Source organism: Acinetobacter sp. CAU_H_S170_2 (genome assembly GCF_058890445.1).
In genome coordinates, this window is sequence record NZ_JBZYAE010000001.1 from 213,232 (window position 1) to 232,677 (window position 19,446).

A 19,446-nucleotide genomic window follows, 5' to 3' on the forward strand; every position below is an offset into this window, starting at 1 on the left:
GTGTTTATAAATATCTGATAATAAAATTAATCTTGTATTTGTTTAAAACCACGCTCAAGTAACTTGAACGTGGTTTTTTATCTTTATTTTGCAGTTAATGCCGTACCGTCAAATTCAATACCGTCCCATCCATTCAACATGAACTGACGAATATTTTGATGATCTGTTGCATCAGGTGTGGCTAAAACAGAAGCATAGTGTTCTGCAAATAGGCTTAAAGTTTGCGTTTGATCGAGACCTTGAAGTTGTGCAAACGAAAACACTTTTGCGCTACCTTGGTTTTCAGTTGCCGCATTGTGCTGCAAACCATTTTTAAAAGCAGTTGGTGTATGTGTATAAGAAGCTTCAATGAATGCCAGTACATCTGAAAATTTTGCTTCGCCTGCTGCAAGCTGAGCCAATAAGACCTGTGCCATGTTGTATATATCCGATTAAATTTATGCCCACATCATACCCAAAAAGTGTAGGTTTGTGAGTTTTGCATTTGATAAAACTTTTGGGCTTATTTTAAGAATCGGCTCAAGGTATTTTAGGGAAAAGTGCCTTTTGAGGGTAGCACAAATATTTATGGATCTGAGTTATTGAACTGCTGTTGTTTCAGGCTTTAATTCATACTTTATCCTAAGTTTTCTGGATATTTAAACGCATTTAAAAGGATGGGAGTCTAATATTGAAAGGCCTTGATGTGGGTAGATTGATTCAGGTTTAATAGTATTATAATTGATGAACTGTGGATAACTTCGGACTTATCCATACCGCATTTTGTAAAGAATAGGATAGGTCAATGAATTGGATCTTGGTGGCAATGGGGGGCGGAATAGGTGCCTGTTTACGCTACGGTGCAGGATTATGGTTGTTTAAACCCAGTATGAGTTTTCCATGGCCGACATGGTGGATCAACATCATCGGTTGTTTTGCTGCGGGTGTTTTTTTTGCATTTAGCCAGAAGTTTCCAGTACTGCAACAAGAAGCACGTTTATTTTTGATGGTGGGCATATTGGGCGGTTTTACGACATTTTCGAGTTTTGGCCTCGAAACTTTTCAGTTATTTAGACAGGGACAACCTGTCCTAGCGTTGAGCTATGCATTGTCAAGTTTAGTGGTGGGCGTCATCGTGCTTGGGATCGGATTTTATCTGTTGGATAGTGTGCTTAAACATTAAGAAAAAAAAGATGGTCAAAATAGGAACCAGAAAAGAACGCATAAAAAAGAAGCCTAAGCTGGAGGAGGTCTTAGGCTTCTTGATATCTTTACTATAACGCGTATAGCTTAAAGAAAAATGAAATTATTGTGAGCGTTTGAAACGCGCGAAACGTTTATTGAAGCTTGCAACACGACCTTCATTACTGGTTTGACGTTGCTCACCCGTATAAAACGGATGTGAAGCACTTGAGATATCTAAACTGACGTAAGGATAAGTCTTGCCTTCATACTCACGAGTTTGATGACTTTGTAAGGTACTACCGATCACGAAAAACGCGTCGGCATTGGTGTCGTGGAACAGGACTTCACGATACTCTGGATGAATATTGGCACGCATAGACTTCTCCTTAAATGTATTATTTTGAAATGTTATAATATAACAATAAAGAAGTCAAAATAAACCCAGTGCCTTTATGTAACTGGGTTTATTGAGTTGTAGCGATTTTATCGTGCCCGCAGTTCTTATTTAGGCAGGAGGTGGCACCAACTCTTCAAATAGATCATTGAGGTTGTCGTGCACTTTGAGATGAATCAGGTTCCAATAATGTCCTGAGACTGTGCGATTGACCATTAGTGTATCGGGTGAAGGTTTAAATACATCCCAGTATTTTAGCGATGGTTTGACCAGTTCAATACCATCATGATGCGCTGAGTTCTCAGCAAAGTCATACAAAGTAGTCAGTGGACGCATGAGCACCTCTAACCATGCTTCATACAGTTCGGCAGGGAACTTGCCTTGCTCAGACATGGAGTGCAAAGCAGTCAGTTGCTGTTCCATGACCAAGATATCACTGTCGCGCGCTGCTTGAATCAGCTGCTTAAAATGCATCACGATTTCAGTCGATAGGGTTTTTACACCGCCGTAGTCATATACGATTACGCTACCATCTTCACGAAAGGCAAAGTTGCCTGGGTGGGGGTCGCAGTGGAAACGTTTTAAGAAGAAAATCTCACGGCCAATGGCACGAAATAAACGACGCCCCAGTTCATTGCGTGTGTCTTGTGACCATGTACTGGCAGTTTCAATGCTTTCGCCGTGCTCCAAGCTTAAGGTCAAAATATGACGGCTTGAATAGTCTTTGTAGACTTGAGGAATAATAATTTTAGAGTCTAACGCTTGATGAAAGGTTCTTGCGACCTCTAAGTTTTGGGCTTCTATTTGATAGTTTAGCTCATTGTCTAAACTGTCCTGAATTTCTTTAAAGAGTTGATCTTGCAGCTTACGGTCAATTTTAAGTACGCCCATTAGGCGTAGCGCTAAACGGACTTGTTTTAAGTCGCTTTCACAGGCTTCTTCCACACCCGGATATTGAACTTTAACCACAACCTGTTCACCACTCGGTAAAGTGGCTTTATGCACTTGACCAATGGAAGCTGCGGCAAAGGGTTGTTCATCAAAGGCGGTAAATATTTGATTGAGCGGTTTGCCGAGTTCTTTTTCAACTTGAGCTTTGATTTCTTGAAAAGGCATCGCAGGCGCTTGGCGTTGTAATTTACTAATTGCACGTGCTACTTCAGGCGGAAAAATATCTTTGTATTGAGATGCAATTTGCCCGACTTTCATCACGGCACCTTTCATTTCACCTAAGGTGTCTGCAATTTGAAGTCCAATGTCCTGAAAAAGCTGACTGCGCGCCGCATTTTTTTTATCTTCATCGGCATTGAAGTTTTTAATTGAATTGGTCACAGTCTTGGTTGCGATACTTGCCGTCATGCTGGCAAGTTTCATAAAGCGACGACCAGGCGTACGAGTCGTATTTGCCATGCGATATTCCTCGGGGCATCTTCATTACATCTCAGATTTGATCATAGGCGACAAATGCAAAACTGCCTACTTTAAATTGTTAAGCTGATGTTTCTATTTAAATAATAGTGGTCAATTGAGTGAATTGCACACAAGATGTCGCTGCATTTAAAAATCGCGTTACACTGTGCGAAAAATTTTGAGTTTGAAATAAATGAAAGTTTATCGTTATTTTACAGGCAAGGACGATGTGCATTTTTGTGCGCGCGTCACCAAAGCACTCAATGAAGGCTATAGCCTGTATGGTTCACCCACCATGACCTTTAATGGCAGTGAGGTGATCGTGGGGCAGGTGGTGGTTAAAGACGTTGAGGATGAAAGTGAAGTGCCACAAGGTCTAAAAGACGCTTTGGCACAACAGTAGAACACCGGGAATAGGAGAAGAGTCTGGCTCCTTCCTATTCCATGCCATGCATGACTTATGGATAGTCCTGACTGAGGCGTTTATTGTTATTATAAAGACGGAGCAAGAGAAGGGCACACGCCACGCTTAAACCGACAATCAGTCCAATCCAAACACCTGCTGCACCTATGTTGGTGTAGCGCGCTAAATAGATACTGACTGGGAAAGCCACGATCCAATAGGCAACCATGGTGATCCACATTGGGCCTTTGGTATCTTGCATGCCGCGTAAACAGCCTGCGGCACTAATTTGCCAAGCATCCATCAGCTGATAGGCAAGTGCGAACAGCAGTAAATACATCGCAACTTCCGATACTTCATGATCCGAGGTATAAATCGCCACAATTTCAGGACGAAACAGTGCAATCAGCAGCATGGTCATCAGCGCCAAAACCGTACCTGTAGCCATTCCGAGTTTTTGCACTTTTCGCATAGCCTCCCAGTTTTTCTCGCCATAATAAGTCCCGACACGAATAGTCAGGGCGATGGCAAGGGACATCGGAATCATAAACAGCTGAGAGGTGACCGACATTGCAATTTGATGCGCAGCCACAATGGTTTCACCCAATGGGCTGAGAATAATCGCAGCGGTACTAAAAATACTGACTTCGAAGAAAATAGCTAAGCCAATAGGTAAACCAAGTTTTAAAATACGTTCGATCCAGTAGCGATCCATCTTCTCCCAAGTGCTAAACACTTGAGTTTTTTGATATGCCGAGGCTTTAAAAATATAAGTGGCCAAGGTGAAAAACATGATCCATTGTAAAATCGCAGTGGCAAATCCGCAGCCTGCCGAACCGAGTGCTGGAATCGGGCCGAAACCATACATAAAGACAAAGTTCAGTGGAACCAAAAGGACCAAGGCCGCTAAGCTAATGACGGTCACAGGACGTGGGTGACCAAGTGCTTCAGAATATCCACGCAGTGCGGCATACATAGTCACCGCAGGCATGCCAAAGCCAATGGCATGTAAAAATAGGCTGGCTTTAGGTAGTAAGTTTGCAGGAACACCCATGAGGGGCAATAACAGCGGCATGGCTTGTAAAATTAAACCCGCAATGCTCCCCAAAATAAAGGCCACCCACAGGGATTGACGAGCAATAGTGGCGATTTTTTCAGGGGTGCGTGCGCCATTGGCTTCTGCCACCAACGGCGTTGTCGCAATCATGATGCCACTGAATAGCAACATCACTGGTATCCATAAACCGACACCGACGGCAATTGAGGCTAAATCGGTAGGGGATAAATGCCCCGCCATGATGGTATCAATTAACCCGAGACCCGCTTGAGAAAACTGCGTGATCAGGATGGGCAGCATTAACACCAATAACTTTTTTAATTCGAAACGATGGGACGTGATTTTATTTGTAGTCGACACAAAAATTACTCATATTCATCATGTGCTTGGTCTAAATAAATTCAGCGTTGTAAAGTGAGAAGCACACCAATAAAAATTACGACGCCACCAAGTAAACGCTGCCAATTGACAGGGGTTTTTTCGGTACCAAGTAGACCATAGTGGTCAAAAATCATCGAGGTCAGGATTTGTCCAAAAATAACCAAACCTGAAAACGTGAGAAAGCCTAATTTAGGCGCAGTATAGATGCTTATACTGATGGCATAAACCCCTAAGCAACCACCGAGCCATAAGTACCATGGAATATTGGAAAAATCATGTAACTGCGGTTTGTCGACGGGTTGGAGTACAACCAAAAGTACTAAAACGCAGGTACCAATGAAGAAGGATAACAATGCGGCTTGTAGTGGAGAGTAAAAATATTCTCTGAGCTGTGTATTCAGCGCCGTTTGAAAAGTCATAGCAATGCCAATACCAAAGGCCAGTGGTAGCATAAACAGCAAGTGGCTCGATATTTTCATCATTTTAAACCATTCATTCTTCTTGTCTTTTTATCAGTCTAATCCAAATAGACACAGATTTCATAAGTGTCTTGATGCAGTCATGTTAAAATATGCAAGATTACCGCTGTGCTTTAGAGTCTCTTCCTTGACTGATTTACATCCTGCAAATATTCCGTTGTCTTTATATATTCACATGCCGTGGTGTGTGCGTAAGTGTCCCTATTGCGACTTTAACTCGCATGCGGTACCAGATGGCAAACTGTCTTTAGATCTAGAGCAAGAATATTTACATGCTTTGGTGGAGGACTTTAAAACTCAGCTTGAGTTTGCTCAAGGGCGTCATATTCATAGTGTGTTTATTGGCGGCGGAACGCCGTCTTTGATTTCAGCACAAGGGTATCAATGGTTATTTGCCCAGTTAAAAGCACTACTGCCCTTTGAGACCGATTGTGAAATTACCTTAGAAGCCAATCCAGGTACAGTCGAACATGACCCTTTTGCCGATTATTTAGCGGCAGGTATCAATCGGTTGTCGATAGGGGTTCAAAGTTTTAATACTGAACATTTGACCAAGTTGGGACGAATTCACAGTAACGCCGATGCGATTTCTGCGATTGGTCTTGCGCGTGATGCAGGCTTTCAGCGAATTAATGTCGACCTCATGCATGGTTTACCTGAGCAAACTTTAGAACAAGCTTTACTGGATTTAAAGCTGGCCGTAGACAATGGTGCAACGCATATTTCATGGTATCAACTCACGATTGAACCGAATACCGTGTTCTTTAGAACCAAGCCTATCTTACCTGTGGACGATGTGCTTGAAGAGATTCAAGCCCAAGGTGAAGCTTATTTAAAAGCGCAGGGTTTTATCAATTATGAAGTCTCGGCATGGCGTAAAGAGCAGCCTTCTGCGCATAATTTGAATTATTGGCAGTTTGGCGACTATTTAGCGATAGGGGCTGGTGCACATGCCAAAGTTACACAGCCAGATGGAGTCTATCGTTTCCAGAAAACTCGTTTACCCAAAGACTATTTGGCTAAAGTTCCTGCGGAGCATGTGCAGTTTAAGCGGATTGAAGCCGACGAACTTCCATTTGAATTTATGATGAATGCTTTGCGTTTAAATACGGGTGTGTCTGCTGAATATTATGCGCAGCGGACAGGTTTGAATCTGGATAGTTTGGCTGAAGCGTTAGACTCACTACGCAGTCGAAAATTAATGGTGGATGATGCCACGCGCTTAGCATGTACCGAGCAGGGGCATATATTTTTAAACTCAGTGTTGGAAGAGTTTATCTAAGTTTTATAAAGCCATGATTGTATGAATTACCATCATGGCTTGAGTGAAGATCTCAAGCCAATTTTTTAACTTGGATGATTACTTAAATGGCATTCGATCAAGCCAAGAATTCCAATTAGTATAACCATCATCAAAGCCGATATATTTCAACATCACCAGTGGGACTAGCATACTGAAATTAGCATAATATTCTGACATTTCGAGTTTTATATATGTTCCATTTATATTTGGCTCACATTCCAATTTTCCATTATGAAATAAAGCATTGCGTAAATGGGTATATGTGGAAACGGATTGTGTTAAATTTTTGACATTGTCTTGAGATATATCAAAGTTATATGGCTTAAGAAATTTTGCAATAGGAGTGGAGACATTCTTTGAATCATAATCATCAAGATGATATCGACTTAATGATTCTAATGCAGAAAAAAGCAGATAATAATTTACATCAATGAAGCTCTCACTGCCTCTAAACGGCTCTATAGATTTAAAAAAAGCACTACGAAAAACTCCTTGGTTTTGGTCAGGCTCTTTCAATTTATTGAGAGCTTTTTGTATACAATCTTTTCTAGATTCAGGGCTAACTGTATCTCTTAAAATCAGAGACCCAATACCATTTAATCGTCCAATAAAAGTAATTTTTAAGGGATAGTCTTGATCTAATGTTTGATCGGTTTCATGCGGGCGTAAGGGATGGGTAATAATCACATTCTTTTGATCAATAAAAGATAAGATACCCTGTAAATCAAAAATTAAAGTGTGTTGATTTAAAATTTGATTTTCATCTATTTCAAGAAATCCCGTTAAATGATAATGATCTCGATCTGCGGCTAATTTTTTAACTTCTCTATGGTTTTGAGAGCGTGGGGTCAGTTTGAAACCCTATAATTCAGCAGTTTTTGTAATTTCATATCCGTAGATGCCATAAGTGATCATTGATTAATCCTGAGTATTTTTAGATTTTTATGGAAGTCTTAAAATTTATAATAAGATGAATTCTATTTAATTTGTACGAATTAGCTTACATCAATTCCCGCTTTTTGCGCCTATACGCCTGCCTGTAAGTTTTTTTATTATAGAATCATAGAGAGCAGGATGCTCCAATAGAATAACAATAAAGATCAGCTCAAGGACGAAGGTACGACAGGAGTCATACCTCAGCACTTAATACGAAAAACACCGACAGGATGTCGGGGTTTTTTATTGTTCAATTTTTTATCTTGTCATACAGGCAAGCTTATATTTACATCTTAAAACAGAGCCACGTTGAAACTTTGTTATGCTGAATAAATGAGCTGTGGTACAGAACTCTAGGTTTCGTAAAACTGAAAATAACCAAGCAATAATAAAGGAGAATCAGCATGGCACAGACCAGCCAAGACCGTAATCCAAGCCCTGATTTAGCTGAAGATAATGCGTTTTTTCCATCACCTTATTCACTTTCCCAATATACCGCCAGTAAAACCGACTTCGATGGAACTGACTATCCAACACCCTATATTGGGCATAAAAAAGTTTTGATGGTCGCAAGCGATGAGCGTTATCTACTGATGAAAAATGGCAAGTTCTTCTCCACAGGCAACCACCCAGTAGAAACTTTACTGCCTATGTATCATTTAGACCGCGCGGGCTTTGACATTGATATTGCGACGTTATCCGGCAATCCAGTTAAACTTGAAATGTGGGCGATGCCCCATGAAGACGCTGTCGTGCCTGCAACATTCCAAAAATACTTAGCCCAATTTAAGAAACCTTTAAAACTGGCAGATGTACTGAAAAACAGTTTAGGTGATGACTCTCCTTATTTGGCTGTTCTTATTCCCGGTGGGCATGGTGCTTTAATTGGTCTACCTGACAGTGAAGACTTAAAAACCTTACTGAAGTGGGCGGTGGCAAAAGATAAATTTGTCATTTCGCTGTGTCATGGGCCAGCAGGTTTATTGGCAGCTGCGGTTAATGAAGCGCCTGAAAACTATATTTTTAAAGGCTATAAAATGTGTGTGTTCCCCGATGCACTCGATCAAGGGGCAAACTTAGACATAGGTTATATGCCGGGGGAATTACCGTGGTTGTTGGCAGATCGCTTAGAAAAGTTGGGTGTTGAAGTGGTCAATAAAGAGATGTCGGGACAGTGTATTCAAGACCGTAAGTTAATTACAGGAGATAGTCCTTTGGCATCGAATACCTTGGGTAAAATGGCAGCACAAGCACTTTTAGCCGAAGTTCAGTAGTTATATCTTCTTCAATCAAGAGCGCCGTGGCGCTCTTTTTTATGTCCAATGTGCTTATTAAAAGTTCGATTTTTTAAGCTTGGAAACTGATATTTAATGTAGAAAAAATATTAAAATTAAGCACTTATTTGTTCCAACCAAACTGTTTAAAAATCGCATGACCTTGTGGAGAACTTAAAAACGTAACAAAACTTTTTGCTTCAGGATTTTTTAGACTGTGCTGAGTCAGTGCAACACCTGCATCACGGTAAATCACCAGTTCAGGTTCGATCGGAATAATTTGCCCAATGTCTGGATTACTGACCCCCCAAATATTGAACACCAACCATGCATCATAACTGCTGTCTGTTTCCCATGCTTTTTTCGCTGCGCCTGTATTGGGCGCATACATGGCGATATTTTTACGGAAGGATTTTGTGAGCTGAATGTTGCCTGTTCTACCTGCAATATCTTCCCACATGCCCACTTGGCCTGCGCCATGTGTGACCAAAACTTTAGTGTTTGGTTTGCTTAGGTCTTTAAATCCTTGAATATGTTTTGGATTTCTTTTTCTGACTAAAATGGCAGCAGGGCGTAAGTAGAGTGGTTCAATCGAGTCCTTTACGATTTTGTCAGCAAATACGCTTTCGAAATCTGACATCATCGCTTCTGAACCGCTATAGATGATGTCGGCATCGAGTTTGGCTTTGTCGGCCCATTGTGAAGTAGGACCAGCGGTTACATGGACATCTATCCCTGTCTTATTTTTAAATTGTTTCGCTGCTTCATGCATCGCTGGTGCTGGCCCACCTGGGCCATAAACATTGATTGCAGCTATAGTATTCATTGATAAAAAGCTCAGCATGAGCGGAAATATATAGTGGCTGAACTTATAGTTTTTTGACATTGTTATTCCCTTTATTGATATTTGTTTTTCTGATGTATTTGAATCTTTATATTATTTTTTCTATTAAATGATTTTTTAAATATGAACGCCATTTTCTTACTTAAATTTAAGTTGTAGAAAGACAGAGCCATGACAAAATTTTTAACGCGCTAACTCTAAAAAACTATCAGGGAGCGTAGAGAACTCTTTTTAACTGTGTAGGGGACGCTTTTACCAAAGTCTAAAGATGAGGCCAGAAAATTGGAGCGACAGCTAAGTTGCTGGGGGAGTTGGATTGTAAGGTCGGACAAGAAATAAAAAGAGCGCCTAGGCGCTCTTTTTATTATTTTGACACTATTAATTAGTAATCAAAGCTAAAGTGTTCAGGTGCTAAAGAAGTCATGGTTTTTGAAGGATTGACCATTGCTTCGGCATGACCTTGGGTACGTGGTAATAAACGTTCGAAATAGAAGTCTGCAACTTTAATTTTCGCTTTATAGAATTCAGCAGATTCTTTGCCATCACCAGAAGCCAATTTTTCTGAAGCGACAGCCGCTTGTTGCGCCCAGAAATACGCCATCATCACATAGCCAGAGAACATCAAGAAATCGACAGAAGCTGAAGATACCACGTCACGGTCTTTACGGGCTGCCAGCATAATGCGAACAGTTAAGGCATTCCACTGCGCACATACTTTGGTTAAGTCCCATGCAAAACGACGCATGTATTTGTTGCGTGCCTGTTGACCACAGAATTTTAAAATTTCAGTGGTGTAGTCGCGAATCACTTTACCTTTAGAGGTCAGAAGTACTTTACGACCAATTAAGTCAAGTGCTTGAACACCTGTTGTGCCTTCATACAATGTCGCAATGCGTGCATCACGTGCAATTTGCTCCATACCCCATTCTTTAATGTAGCCATGACCGCCATAGACTTGCATACCGTGGTTTGCAGCTTCCAAGCCCAATTCAGTTAAGAACCCTTTTAAAATTGGGGTATAGAAACCTAAGTGATCATCATGTGCTTCAAATGCAGCAGTATCGCCACGCTCAAGTGCATCTGCCATTTTGTCTGCAATTTGTGCTGCATAATAAATCATTGAACGACCGCCTTCAGCAATCGCTTTTTGTGTCAGTAACATACGGCGAACGTCAGCGTGATGAATAATGGCATCAGCGACTTTTTCAGGGTCTTTCTTGCCAGAAAGTGCACGCATCGACATACGTTCTTTGGCATATGGAAGTGCGCCTTGGAATGAAAGCTCAGCATGTGCAATACCTTGAATTGCTGTACCGATACGTGCGGTGTTCATGAAGGTGAACATGGCATGTAAGCCTTTGTTTGGCTCACCAATCAAGTAACCGACAGCATTATCAAAGTTCAACACTGCGGTTGCAGAAGCACGAATCCCCATCTTATGTTCAATTGAACCACAGGTCACAGGGTTACGTTCACCAAGGCTACTGTCTGCATTGACCAAGAATTTAGGCACAATGAACAGTGAAATGCCTTTGGTGCCTGCAGGTGCATCTGGAAGACGAGCAAGTACGATGTGAATGATGTTTTCAGTTAAATCTTGCTCACCTGCAGAGATGAAGATTTTGGTGCCTGAGATGTTATAAGTGCCATCGGCATTTAATTCTGCTTTGGTCTTTACTTGACCTAAGTCGGTACCACACTGAGGTTCAGTTAAACACATGGTACCTGACCATGTACCTGCCACTAAGTTCGGCATATACAGATTTTTCTGTTCGTCTGTACCAAACTGTAAAATGGTGTTCATACAGCCGATGCTTAAACCTGGGTACATTTGGAAAGACCAGTTTGCTGTGCCCATCATTTCCGATTTAATCAGATTTAAAGATTGAGGCAGGTTCTGACCGCCAAACTCTTCAGGGAAAGACAAACCTTGCCAGCCACCTTGGACAAACTGGTCATAAGCATCTTTGAAGCCTTTTGGAGTTTTCACTTCACCATTGTCGAAGGTACAACCTTCTTCATCGCCCGATTGGTTTAAAGGAGATAAAATATTTTCACAAAAATCTGCTGCGCCTTCTAAGATCATATCTACCGTATCAGCGTCGGCAGCTTCACCATTCGATAGGGTTTGATAATGTGCAGGATAGTCCAGCACTTCATTCATTAAGAAGCGAATATCATGTAAGGGAGCTTTATATGCAGGCATGTGTGTAATCCTAATTTAGAAATAGTATTGGATTATTTAAATCGATCATTTCATTATTCATACATCGTATCAAAATACATTGATAGATCCGACTTGAGAAAATGTCAGAAAGGCGAATTGGTAGATAAAATCATCAATCTAAAAAGACAGTTCTGTTACACTGACTCGATGGTCTTTTGATCATGTACTTTTTTAATAAACTATAATTAACTCAGGTTTTCAGCAAGTATTATGCGCTTAAAATATATAACACTTTGTTTATTGGGTTTGAGTATCAGTGGGTGTACTCAGCATGTCATTAAATCCAATGCCTCTTCAGATCAGCAGCTCGGGCAACAAGCCACTCAAGGCCTTAATGCCATGTTTGAAAATGCCAGCTATGATTTTAAAGGTCAGTTCTCTATTCAATCTGACTTTAATTTTAATGAGTCCAAGCCAAATTCCAAGTCCAATGCTCAGTCAAATGGGACGAATTTAGATCCAGAGCTGAAAAAACAATTAGATCAACTATTAAAAAATCAAAAGATTTCCTTTACCACCAAAGAAAAACAAGCCTTATATGATGCACTTGCGCGTGAACAAAATCCGTATGCATCGTTGTATGGCAGTGGAGAATCACGTTCTGCTAAGGTTCAAATCGCAGAGTCTTTGGTAAATTTACTCAATGACTTACAGTTTAGTTATCAAGGTTCTGTGCATTTCCGTCAAAAATTGGCAGCATTGACTTTACAGTTAAGTTATCAAAAACCAACCCTACAAGTGCAAGCACAGTTGCCGATGGTGGTTGATTTTAATGATTATAAATTTTACACCAACTACTTTGCCTTTATGCCGTTTATGGTGAATCGTGAAAGTCAGGATCGCTTTGCCTATATCGACTTTTCTAAGCATAAAGACGCATTCGGTCATATTGATTTTAAAAAGTTTGCTGAATACTTAAAGCAGATGAATGCACTGCCATATGCTTTGGCAGAGCCAAATCAGGTGCATAGTGTTGATTTAAGCAAGTCAGAAAAAGAAGCAGGCCTAAGCAAAAAAATTCGCTATATGGGTGACTTAGAAACAGCACAAGTACAATTGGGCTTGTTTGAATACGTCAATAAACTGCACTATACCCAGCAGATACAAGCTTTTGATGCTGAGCGTCTGATTGAAGCATCGGAAGAATCATCAAGTGCCGCGAATGAAGCAATGCAGGCGGAACAAGAAGCAGAGGGTACTGCGACTAGCACTAGTGAAGATCTAGCTCATGAATCACTAGAGCGTGTGACTCAGTTGATTAATCAAAAGGCACATTCACTTAATTTGTATGTGTATGAAGATGTACCAGAAGCTGAGGCGGATGCTCATACTCATGGTGAGGCTGATGATGAATATGATGAAGAAGTGGATGAATATGCCGAAGCTGAGACAGAAGAAACAGAAACTGAAGAATCTGATGCTGTAACATCAAATACCCTGTCTGAAGAAGCTTGCGATGCGCTGATAAACAATAAAAATATTCCAATTGGTAAAGTAACAGTTTGTCGTGACTATCAAGAGATTGATGTACTTGCACCTAAAGCAGCCAATGAAGTTGTAGAAGAGGAGACTTTTGGACAAACGGCGACCAATGTTTTGGAAGCGTTGAAACCGCTCTTTACCGCCTATCAAACAGAACAACTGGTAGATGCACAAAGATTTAAACAACTTTGGCAAAAACATCAGGCTGAAATTACACCAATCATGGCACAGCTGGGTAGTGAGCGTTCACCGTTTGTGATGGATGTTGGACTGGACCAAAAAGGCCGTGCGCAAAACATGGATTACAACATTGTGATTAGCGATGAGCAAATTGGTAAGCTACAAATTAAGAGCACCAATCAGGTGTTTAATTATGGCAGTGCGAGCGCCATTGACCGTCAAGCTTTAAGAAATGCCAAATCGATTGAGGAAGTGTCTAAAGGTTCACTGCTGGAAAATGTAGTGAAAGGCATGCTGGGCCCGTTAGGTGCAGATTCATCAAGTGTAGAGAGCGCATCATCAGGCTCGACAGCTTTATCTCAAGATATTTCTGAATATTATCAGCAGGTTGCACAGAAAAGTTATGCACGTTACCCTTCTGAAGTCAAAGCGTACCAAACGGTATTTGCTTTGGTATTTGCCGCTCAGCGTCCAGAGTATATTCGTTACTATAGCTCAGCGACTATCAATGAAATTTCAGAAGTCTATGCTTATGAGTTCCTCGATATTGAGGAACCAAAGGGTGCAGGACTTAAACGTTTGCAGAAACTACGTCAAAAACATGCCTTAGAGCAGGTGCAAGATTTTGATGCGCTGGGCAAATCTGTAGCGAATATAGTTGATGATGCGTTGGAAGATGCAAAAGAAAACCAGCACTGGAAAAATTTGGTGAAGAAATACAAGACCAAACAAGCTGTATTTGCACAGGTTTACCAAGATGAATTTAAGGACATGTATAGTGTAGATTCAGAGCAAACTGTAAAGTTAGCTCAGGCTGCACAAATCTTTGCTAAAGCATTTGCCGATGATTTAAAAGGTCAGCAATCCGAAAAGTCACTTCAGGGTATGACGCTTGAACATATCGACTTCTTTAGCGATTCGACCTATTACGAGACCTATAAAGCCGTACAGAAACACATGAATTAATCTGAAAAAAAGAACCTCTGCGGAGGTTCTTTTTTATTTGTGCTTATAAAAAATCTTTCAGGTTGGGTTTGATGCCATTCCAAATCGAAAAAGATTCAATCGCCTGACCAACCAGCATGCCATAGCCTTCTGAGGTGGGTACGCCGCGAGCTTTGGCTTGATCTAAAAAGGTTGAGGGTTTGCCATAGGCCATTTCATAGGCATGTTGAAACTGGAGTGTTTCTGGCAGAACGAGGGCATCTCCGCTTAGGCTGGCAGAGGTTGCGTTAATCACCAAGTCAAACTGACCTTCGAGCGCATCTAAGCCGATGGCTTGCAATTCGGCTTGCGGTACAGCTGTTTTTAAGTCAGCAACCAGTTGCTCAGCACGGGCAAGGGTACGATTGGCAATCACAATTTTTTTCACCCCTGCTTGGACCAGTGGATAAATGACGCCACGAGTTGCACCACCTGCACCGATGATCAGTACATCTGTCTGGTCTAAGTTCCAGTCCAACGCATGAATGGCATCGACTAACCCTTGTCCATCGGTGTTGTCACCATGTAATTGACCATCGATCATCCACAACGTATTGACTGCTTTTGCGATTTTAGCGCGTTCAGTGAGGACTGCGCAGGCGGCAAAGGCTTGTTCTTTAAACGGCACAGTGACATTAAGACCCATGCCACCCTGTGAGAAGAATTCTTGGATGTTGGCGAGGAAGCCATCGAGTGGCGCAAGACGTTTACTATAGTTGAGGTCGAGCCCCATTTTTTGTGCAAACGCATGGTGAAGTTCAGGTGAGCGAGACTGCTCAATCGGATTGCCAATGACAGCGAATTGTTTGTTCATCGCACCAAATCCATGTGAGAAATGCCGTTCAATATACGGCAAATTACACACAGGCTAAAGCGTTCAGTGGTTTTTTATCAACAGAAAAAAGAAAGGCGACTTATGGGTTACAGATGCTGTGAATCGCATCAAACAATAATTTTGCTGCGGTCAGGGTTAAGCCGATACCTGCAAATACGGTGATGCTGATGGATGCATTGTCATTAAACGCACTTTCAGAAAAAATAGTGGTACTGATCGAGCTTAGCAACACAATAGCAAAGCAGAAAAGAACCATGGTGGTCGAGCTAACTCTTTTTGCGAACATGTTTGGGACCTCAGAGAGAACAGCAAAGGAGGATACTAAATGTTGATGTCATTAAAATGAATACATTGAAAATGACTTAATTTAGCTTACGGTTTTTGCGAACTTAAAAGAACCCAATTGCTGTTTTAAACCTGTGACAATGCTTTAATAAATGCAAAGAAATGACGCTTTGTGTAGTGGCCATTCTACGAGGAATTGATCGGGAAATATATAAAATTTAATATATAAGCTGCCCTAATCTAGTGAAAAGGGCATGCGTGGGGGATATAGAATTGTAAGACTGTGTGTCTATTTGAGTAGCTTGAGCCAATCTTGGGGTTTCAGGTAAAAGTCGGTCAATTTTTTCTCAGCAGAATCGGCCTCCCATTCAGGTCGATATGACCAACCCGCCAAATTCGGCAAGCTCACTAAAATCGACTCAATTCGTCCACCTGTTTGTAAACCAAAAAGCGTGCCACGGTCATAGACCAAGTTATATTCGACATAACGACCACGACGATAGATTTGAAAGTCGCGTTGCACCTCGCTATAAGGCTTGTCTTGGTTACGCTGGAAGATCGGAAGAATAGCTTCTAGGTAGCCATTGCCGACCGCTTGGATATAGTGGAAACAGGTTTCAAAGTCCCATTGATTGAGATCATCAAAGAATAATCCACCGACACCACGTTGTTCGTCGCGGTGTTTTAAATAGAAGTAGTCATCGCACCATTGTTTATGTTCGGCATAGACTTCAGCGCCAAAGGGCGCACATAAGTCATGCGCTGTCTGATGCCATGACAGCACATCTTCATCATTTGGGTAAAATGGAGTGAGATCGAAGCCCCCCCCAAACCACCAAATTGGATCTTGACCTTCTTTTTCAGCCACGAATAAGCGCACATTGGCATGTGAAGTCGGGACATTTGGATTTTTCGGATGGATCACTAAGGACACACCCATGGCCTGTGCTTTGGCACCTGCAATTTGCGGATGGCGTTCAGTCGCTGAAGCAGGGAGTTTAGATATGTTGATGTGTGAGAACATCACTCCACCTTTTTCGATCACTGTGCCATTTTGCAGTACGCGTGAACGACCCCCACCGCCTTCAGGACGCTCCCAATCATCTATTTCAAACTGCGCAGTCCCGCCACCAGCACACTCTTGTTGTTCAAGTGCGGCACAAATACGAGCCTGTAAGTCGAGGAGAAATTCGCGAACGCGTTGGATATCCGCAGACGTTGGGTGCTGCATGAAAAGCCTCATGGGAAAAGATGAAAACTGCCTACATCAAAACATAAAACAGCAAAAAGATTAAGAATATTTTCCGAAGAGTCCTACAGCAGCATTCGATGTTGTGAGACAATTCAAAAATGAAATGCTGCTATGTGCAAAATAACCTGACCAATTCGCTAGGTTGAATTCTGATCCTAAGCTCAGCAGAATAACCACAGTACAGACCCGAGTTTGGCGATGCAGAATAGGCTGCATTTTCTGAATGTGGAAGAGCTGATGGTAAATATGCGCGATTCATTGATTCAAAAATACAATGTTCCTGGTCCACGTTATACCAGTTACCCAACGGTGCCGTATTGGGAAGAGCCACAGTTTTCTTTAGAGCAATGGAAACAGACGCTGAAAACATCGTTTGCTGAATCGAATTCGACTGAAGGCATAAGTTTGTATATTCATCTGCCTTTTTGTGAAAGTCTCTGTACTTTTTGTGGCTGTCACAAACGCGTGACCAAAAAGCATGAGATGGAGCAGCCTTATATTCAGGCGGTTTTAAAAGAGTGGTCTCTTTATTGTGACTTGCTTGAAGAAAAACCCCGCATTAAAGAAATTCATTTGGGTGGCGGAACGCCGACTTTCTTTTCTCCAGCGCATTTAACTCAACTGATTGAAAGTATCCTTGCGCAAGCAGAGATTGCCGAGCAGTATGAGTTTAGCTTTGAAGGGCATCCGAACAATACCACACGGGAGCATTTGCAAGCCTTGTATGACTTGGGCTTTCGCCGTGTCAGTTATGGGGTGCAGGATTATAATGAAACCGTACAAAAAGCCATTCATCGGATACAGCCTTTTGAACATGTCGAGCAAGTGACGCAGTGGGCGCGTGAAATAGGCTATAGCTCAATTTCACATGATTTGGTCTTTGGTCTGCCTTTTCAAAACCTAGATGATGTGCTCAACACCATTGATCAAACCAATCGTTTACGTCCAGACCGTTTGGCATTTTATAGTTATGCGCATGTGCCATGGATCAAAGGCAATGGGCAACGTGGTTTTAAAGACCATGATGTGCCGAAAGATGAAGTAAAACGCCAGTGCTATGAAGAAGGGAAGAATAAATTACTGGCACAGGGTTATCATGAAATTGGTATGGATCATTTTGCTTTAGAAAATGATGCGATGTATCAATCATTTCAGGCAGGCACTTTGCATCGCAATTTTATGGGCTACACCGCATCAAAAACCCAAGTGATGATAGGTTTAGGTATTTCATCCATCAGCGACAGCTGGTATAGCTTTGCGCAAAATGAAAAGAAACTCGAAGATTATTATGCGCGACTCGAAAACAATGAACTTCCTGTCTATCGTGGGCATATTTTAAGTGCTGAAGATCTGATGATTCGTCGTCACATTTTAAATTTGATGTGTAGCTTTCAGACGTCGTGGGCAGAATCAGATATGCAATTTCCTGAATTGGCTGAGGTCTTGGGACAACTGGAAGAAATGCGGGACGATGGTTTATTAGAGATTGGGCCACAGAGTTTACGAGTGACTGAGCAGGGTAAAGCCTTTGTGCGCAATATTTGTATGGCGTTCGATTTACATTTAAAACGCCGTCGACCCGAGAGTCGTATTTTCTCAATGACCATCTAATGTCATTAAAGCGCTCTAAGCCGGCCTTTTTCAAGCAGGCTTAGAGTATGTTTTCAAATTTTAAAAATCATCTTTCTTGTACAAGTGTGCCATGCGTTCATGCTTGGTTTTTAAATATTCTTCATTGAAAGGATTTAAACCGACCGTCAAAGGCACACGATCTACCACATTGATCCCTTGCTCTTGCAATGCTGCAATCTTCAATGGATTGTTAGTAATCAAACGGACTTGTTGAATATTGAGATGATCCAACATAATGCTGACCATGTCATAACGACGTGCATCGGCAGGGAGATTGAGCATTAGGTTGGCATCAACTGTGTCATGCCCTTGATCTTGTAGCGCATAAGCACGAATTTTATTGGTCAGCCCAATGCCACGACCTTCCTGACGCAAATACAGAATCACGCCTTGCCCAGCTTCATTGATCAGTTTTTGTGTGGCTTGCAATTGTGGACCACAGTCACACTTCAGTGACGCAAAGGCATCGCCCGTGAGACATTCAGAATGAACACGGACTAAAACGGGTTCTGTGATCGGCTGATCCAAACCTTTTGAGAGTGCAACATGTTCTTCACCGGTCTTAGGATCTTGAAATACGGTGATGTTAAATTCACCAAAAGCAGTCGGTAAACGGGATGTGGCAACAAATTCAATAGGCACAGCTAAACCTGTAAATAGTTCAGAAATTGGCTAAAGTATAGCGTAATGCATCGACATTGGTAGAATTGCATCCATGAATTTATGCAGAAGATTTTCTTTTTTGTATAAAGCGAACGATAATAGTTGATAAATAGTAAGATTATTCAGGATAATCACCTGCACTAAACGAACACCCAGTGAGAGCACTGCTCAAAACTGCATCGCTAGAAATATGGCTGATTGAAGGTGATAGCATTCGACGATATGATCGAATTACCCATTTGACCTAGCTAGATTTGCCAG

18 protein-coding genes are annotated in these 19,446 nt (G+C 41.6%); 6 read left to right on the forward strand and 12 right to left on the reverse strand.

What is annotated here, in order from left to right; all coding sequences use genetic code 11:
• Positions 1–83: 83 nt before the first annotated feature.
• Positions 84–416, reverse strand: a complete 333-nt coding sequence (locus AC5EUN_RS01015; RefSeq protein ID WP_131230689.1) for a HopJ type III effector protein — start codon at positions 414–416, stop codon at positions 84–86.
• Between the two features lie 368 nt (positions 417–784).
• On the opposite strand from AC5EUN_RS01015, the gene crcB reads away from it, so the two are divergent.
• Positions 785–1,162: a fluoride efflux transporter CrcB gene (gene crcB / locus AC5EUN_RS01020; protein WP_131230687.1), complete on the forward strand. Its 378-nt coding sequence runs from the start codon at positions 785–787 to the stop codon at positions 1,160–1,162.
• A gap of 123 nt (positions 1,163–1,285) precedes the next feature.
• Here the strand turns inward: crcB and AC5EUN_RS01025 are convergent, their stop codons facing one another.
• A complete protein-coding gene (locus tag AC5EUN_RS01025; RefSeq protein ID WP_004691406.1) occupies positions 1,286–1,540 on the reverse strand; it encodes a type B 50S ribosomal protein L31 in 255 nt (84 codons plus the stop codon).
• A gap of 129 nt (positions 1,541–1,669) precedes the next feature.
• On the reverse strand, positions 1,670–2,968 hold the full coding sequence (locus AC5EUN_RS01030; protein WP_131230685.1) for an ABC1 kinase family protein: 1,299 nt from the start codon (positions 2,966–2,968) through the stop codon (positions 1,670–1,672).
• A 193-nt stretch (positions 2,969–3,161) separates the two neighbouring features.
• Between AC5EUN_RS01030 and AC5EUN_RS01035 the strand changes: the two genes are divergently transcribed.
• A complete protein-coding gene (locus AC5EUN_RS01035; protein WP_004691402.1) occupies positions 3,162–3,371 on the forward strand; it encodes a DUF1737 domain-containing protein in 210 nt (69 codons plus the stop codon).
• A 55-nt stretch (positions 3,372–3,426) separates the two neighbouring features.
• Here AC5EUN_RS01035 and AC5EUN_RS01040 read toward each other — a convergent pair whose 3' ends face one another.
• Together AC5EUN_RS01040 and AC5EUN_RS01045 are read right to left on the reverse strand one after the other, a co-directional pair.
• A complete protein-coding gene (locus tag AC5EUN_RS01040; RefSeq protein ID WP_131231016.1) occupies positions 3,427–4,728 on the reverse strand; it encodes an MATE family efflux transporter in 1,302 nt (433 codons plus the stop codon).
• Positions 4,729–4,829: 101 nt separating this feature from the next.
• A complete protein-coding gene (locus tag AC5EUN_RS01045) occupies positions 4,830–5,291 on the reverse strand; it encodes a DMT family transporter (protein ID WP_131230683.1) in 462 nt (153 codons plus the stop codon).
• A 124-nt stretch (positions 5,292–5,415) separates the two neighbouring features.
• Here AC5EUN_RS01045 and hemW point away from each other — a divergent pair, with 124 nt between their 5' ends.
• Complete coding sequence (gene hemW, locus AC5EUN_RS01050) at positions 5,416–6,570, forward strand: radical SAM family heme chaperone HemW (RefSeq protein ID WP_131230681.1); 1,155 nt, start codon at positions 5,416–5,418, stop codon at positions 6,568–6,570.
• Positions 6,571–6,648: 78 nt separating this feature from the next.
• Here the strand turns inward: hemW and AC5EUN_RS01055 are convergent, their stop codons facing one another.
• A complete protein-coding gene (locus AC5EUN_RS01055) occupies positions 6,649–7,278 on the reverse strand; it encodes a hypothetical protein (protein ID WP_213062757.1) in 630 nt (209 codons plus the stop codon).
• 653 nt (positions 7,279–7,931) lie between these two features.
• Between AC5EUN_RS01055 and hchA the strand changes: the two genes are divergently transcribed.
• Entirely contained in the window at positions 7,932–8,801 is an 870-nt protein-coding gene (gene hchA, locus AC5EUN_RS01060) for a glyoxalase III HchA (protein WP_062032281.1), read from the forward strand.
• 124 nt (positions 8,802–8,925) lie between these two features.
• On the opposite strand, the gene AC5EUN_RS01065 is transcribed toward hchA, so the two are convergent.
• Positions 8,926–9,687 (reverse strand): substrate-binding domain-containing protein, encoded by a 762-nt coding sequence (locus AC5EUN_RS01065; RefSeq protein WP_094148665.1) that lies wholly within the window; start codon positions 9,685–9,687, stop codon positions 8,926–8,928.
• A 340-nt stretch (positions 9,688–10,027) separates the two neighbouring features.
• Positions 10,028–11,851, reverse strand: coding sequence for an acyl-CoA dehydrogenase C-terminal domain-containing protein (locus AC5EUN_RS01070; protein WP_078389970.1), 1,824 nt, complete (start codon positions 11,849–11,851; stop codon positions 10,028–10,030).
• A 231-nt stretch (positions 11,852–12,082) separates the two neighbouring features.
• On the opposite strand from AC5EUN_RS01070, the gene AC5EUN_RS01075 reads away from it, so the two are divergent.
• Positions 12,083–14,500: a hypothetical protein gene (locus AC5EUN_RS01075; protein WP_094148664.1), complete on the forward strand. Its 2,418-nt coding sequence runs from the start codon at positions 12,083–12,085 to the stop codon at positions 14,498–14,500.
• Between the two features lie 43 nt (positions 14,501–14,543).
• On the opposite strand, the gene aroE is transcribed toward AC5EUN_RS01075, so the two are convergent.
• The 3 genes from aroE to hemF form a co-directional block, all read right to left on the reverse strand.
• Positions 14,544–15,332, reverse strand: a complete 789-nt coding sequence (gene aroE, locus AC5EUN_RS01080) for a shikimate dehydrogenase (RefSeq protein ID WP_094148663.1) — start codon at positions 15,330–15,332, stop codon at positions 14,544–14,546.
• A gap of 100 nt (positions 15,333–15,432) precedes the next feature.
• Complete coding sequence (locus AC5EUN_RS01085) at positions 15,433–15,639, reverse strand: hypothetical protein (RefSeq protein ID WP_010327619.1); 207 nt, start codon at positions 15,637–15,639, stop codon at positions 15,433–15,435.
• Between the two features lie 288 nt (positions 15,640–15,927).
• On the reverse strand, positions 15,928–16,869 hold the full coding sequence (gene hemF, locus AC5EUN_RS01090) for an oxygen-dependent coproporphyrinogen oxidase (RefSeq protein ID WP_094148662.1): 942 nt from the start codon (positions 16,867–16,869) through the stop codon (positions 15,928–15,930).
• Between the two features lie 267 nt (positions 16,870–17,136).
• On the opposite strand from hemF, the gene hemN reads away from it, so the two are divergent.
• On the forward strand, positions 17,137–18,501 hold the full coding sequence (gene hemN / locus AC5EUN_RS01095) for an oxygen-independent coproporphyrinogen III oxidase (RefSeq protein ID WP_094148682.1): 1,365 nt from the start codon (positions 17,137–17,139) through the stop codon (positions 18,499–18,501).
• Positions 18,502–18,561: 60 nt separating this feature from the next.
• Here the strand turns inward: hemN and ribA are convergent, their stop codons facing one another.
• Positions 18,562–19,164 (reverse strand): GTP cyclohydrolase II, encoded by a 603-nt coding sequence (gene ribA / locus AC5EUN_RS01100; protein ID WP_058870370.1) that lies wholly within the window; start codon positions 19,162–19,164, stop codon positions 18,562–18,564.
• Between the last annotated feature and the right edge of the window lie 282 nt (positions 19,165–19,446).

Bases quoted from the DNA above. Each gene is read 5' to 3' on its own strand.
- AC5EUN_RS01015 (WP_131230689.1), bottom strand. From the start codon at position 416: ATGGCACAGGTCTTATTGGCTCAGCTTGCAGCAGGCGAAGCAAAATTT.
- crcB (WP_131230687.1), top strand. From the start codon at position 785: ATGAATTGGATCTTGGTGGCAATGGGGGGCGGAATAGGTGCCTGTTTA.
- AC5EUN_RS01025 (WP_004691406.1), bottom strand. From the start codon at position 1,540: ATGCGTGCCAATATTCATCCAGAGTATCGTGAAGTCCTGTTCCACGAC.
- AC5EUN_RS01030 (WP_131230685.1), bottom strand. From the start codon at position 2,968: ATGGCAAATACGACTCGTACGCCTGGTCGTCGCTTTATGAAACTTGCC.
- AC5EUN_RS01035 (WP_004691402.1), top strand. From the start codon at position 3,162: ATGAAAGTTTATCGTTATTTTACAGGCAAGGACGATGTGCATTTTTGT.
- AC5EUN_RS01040 (WP_131231016.1), bottom strand. From the start codon at position 4,728: ATGCTGCCCATCCTGATCACGCAGTTTTCTCAAGCGGGTCTCGGGTTA.
- AC5EUN_RS01045 (WP_131230683.1), bottom strand. From the start codon at position 5,291: ATGATGAAAATATCGAGCCACTTGCTGTTTATGCTACCACTGGCCTTT.
- hchA (WP_062032281.1), top strand. From the start codon at position 7,932: ATGGCACAGACCAGCCAAGACCGTAATCCAAGCCCTGATTTAGCTGAA.
- AC5EUN_RS01065 (WP_094148665.1), bottom strand. From the start codon at position 9,687: ATGTCAAAAAACTATAAGTTCAGCCACTATATATTTCCGCTCATGCTG.
- AC5EUN_RS01070 (WP_078389970.1), bottom strand. From the start codon at position 11,851: ATGCCTGCATATAAAGCTCCCTTACATGATATTCGCTTCTTAATGAAT.
- AC5EUN_RS01075 (WP_094148664.1), top strand. From the start codon at position 12,083: ATGCGCTTAAAATATATAACACTTTGTTTATTGGGTTTGAGTATCAGT.
- aroE (WP_094148663.1), bottom strand. From the start codon at position 15,332: ATGAACAAACAATTCGCTGTCATTGGCAATCCGATTGAGCAGTCTCGC.
- AC5EUN_RS01085 (WP_010327619.1), bottom strand. From the start codon at position 15,639: ATGTTCGCAAAAAGAGTTAGCTCGACCACCATGGTTCTTTTCTGCTTT.
- hemF (WP_094148662.1), bottom strand. From the start codon at position 16,869: ATGCAGCACCCAACGTCTGCGGATATCCAACGCGTTCGCGAATTTCTC.
- hemN (WP_094148682.1), top strand. From the start codon at position 17,137: ATGCGCGATTCATTGATTCAAAAATACAATGTTCCTGGTCCACGTTAT.